Origin of the sequence: Synechococcus sp. R55.7, from assembly GCF_047461955.1 — a bacterium.
Lineage (GTDB): Bacteria > Cyanobacteriota > Cyanobacteriia > Thermostichales > Thermostichaceae > Thermostichus.
On sequence record NZ_JANSIC010000305.1, the window covers coordinates 1 to 2,154 of the forward strand.

The 2,154-nt window shown below is 59.1% G+C and carries 2 protein-coding genes; both read right to left on the minus strand.

The features are described from left to right. Window positions 1–73: 73 nt before the first annotated feature. On the minus strand, window positions 74–1,366 hold the full coding sequence (sufD, locus tag NW820_RS11980) for a Fe-S cluster assembly protein SufD (RefSeq protein ID WP_414407597.1): 1,293 nt from the start codon (window positions 1,364–1,366) through the stop codon (window positions 74–76). Then, the coding region (gene sufC, locus NW820_RS11985; protein WP_414407598.1) for a Fe-S cluster assembly ATPase SufC at window positions 1,363–2,154 on the minus strand (792 nt) is incomplete at its 5' end. The genes sufC and sufD, both read right to left, overlap by 4 nt.

Here is a 2,154-nt window from a genome sequence, read left to right on the forward strand (position 1 = left end):
ACGCCCAAGTCTGGTCACTCTTGAGGGTAATGGGGGAGCAACAACTTATTATTGTTATTGGAATTGATTGGATTCACGGGATCCCAGCCAACTGGCGGGCCACCAGGGCGGGAAGTTGAGCCAACGGGATCCCTTCCAGAACTTCTGCCGCAAAAGCGCAGGTGAGAAGTTGCCTGGCCTCAGCTTGGGGAATACCCCGGCTTTGCAGATAGAAGATCTCTTCCGCCTCCAGTTGGCTGACGGTGGCCCCATGGGCACACTTGACGTTGTCGGCAAAGATCTCCAGTTGTGGCTGGGTGTTGACCCGCGCTTTGGGGCCTAGGAGCAGGTTGCGGTTGGTCTGGGCGGCGTCCGTCAGTTGGGCCTCTCGGCTCACCAGAATCCGTCCGCTGAAGACCGCATGGGCCGTCTCGTCCACAATGCACTTGTGCAATTGGCGGCTGCTGCCGTGGGGGGCCTGATGCACCAGGCGGGAGTGGGTGTCGCTGTGCTGGGATCCCTTCAGCAGCGTTAGCCCCTGCAGTTGGGTGTGGGCCTGGGCTCCGGCTTGGGTGATCTCCAGGTTGTGGCGAGAAAACTGGGATCCCCACTGAATGGCCTGGAGGCGGTAGTGGCTGTCGCAGCTTTGGCGCACGGCGGTCTTGTTGATGTGGAAGGCTGGGGATCCCTGCCTTTGCAAAATCACATGGTGCAAACGAGATCCCTCTGCCAGGGCGATCTCCGTAACCGCGTTGCCAAAGGGGATCCCGGATCCCAGGGATACATGATCTTCGATCAGCGTGAGGGAGCTGTGGGCTTGCAAAGACAGCAGGCAGCGGGGCTGGGCCAAAACGGCCTCTCCCTCAGGAGCCACCGTTATGAACAGCAGGTGCAGCGGTGACGGAACTTCCTGGCCGGGCTGTAGGCCAATCTGGATCCCATCTCCCAGATGAGCGGTGTTGAGGGCCGTAAACACATCCGTCTTGGCCAGGGTTTGCAGCAACTCCCCTGGGGCTTGGGCTAAAGGGATCACCTGCAAAGCGGTGGGCAGGCCGCTCAAATCAGAAAGCTGGGGGGCAAAGTAGCCGTTGACGAACACGGCGCGGCTATAGCTGGCTTCCGGCCAAAGCCAGGGCTCTAGGGTTGCCGCATCCAGAGACGGATCCGCCGCGACAGCCAGGCGAAACTCGTGGGCCAGCAGCGGCGAGAGATCGCTGTATTTCCAATCTTCTTCCCGTGGGGTCGGGATCCCCAGTTCGGCCAATTGGGCGCGGGCCTGCTGCCTAAGGGTGGTGTAGGGATCCTGCCTTTCCGGGATTTGGCCGAGGATGTGCTCCAGGAATAGGCGGCTCTCTGGGGCAAAAGGTTTGGGCAAGGTGGCGCTCATCCCTCTTCCTCCCGCCGGGATGTTGCGGCTGCTGATTCTTGGCCCAACTGAGTTTTGATCCAGTCGTAGCCCCGTTCCTCCAGCTCCAGCGCCAAGGTCTTGTCCCCGCTGATGACGATACGACCCCCCTCCATCACGTGCACGTAGTCGGGGGTAACATAGTCCAGCAAGCGTTGGTAGTGGGTGATCAAGAGCATGGCATTCTCAGGGCCGGCCAGTCGGTTGATGCCGTGGGCCACAATGCGCAGCGCGTCGATATCCAGACCGGAATCCGTCTCGTCCAAAATGGCCAGCGTAGGCTCCAACACCGCCATTTGCAGGATCTCGTTGCGCTTTTTCTCGCCGCCGGAAAAGCCCTCGTTCACAGAGCGCTCCAAAAAAACGGGATCCATTTTGACAATATCCAACTTTTCCCGTACCAGGTCGTCAAAATCCAGAGCATCCAGTTCCGGCTGATCCCGATATTTCTGGCGAGCGTTGTAGGCGGCGCGCAGGAAATCCAAGTTGCTCACCCCTGGGATTTCGATGGGGTATTGAAATGCCAAAAAGATCCCTGCCCAAGCCCTCTCTTCTGGCTCCATCTCCAAGAGATTTTTTCCCAGGTAGAGGATCTCGCCCCCCGTCACCCTGTAGTCAGGGTGGCCGGCTAAGATCTTGGAAAAAGTGCTTTTTCCAGAGCCATTGGGGCCCATGATGGCGTGGATTTCTCCGGCGCGAATTTCCAGGCTCAACCCCTTGAGAATGGGGGTGCCGTCGATCTCGGCGCTGAGATCTCGAACGGATAAGAT

Bases quoted from the DNA above. Each gene is read 5' to 3' on its own strand.
- sufD (WP_414407597.1), bottom strand. From the start codon at position 1,366: ATGAGCGCCACCTTGCCCAAACCTTTTGCCCCAGAGAGCCGCCTATTC.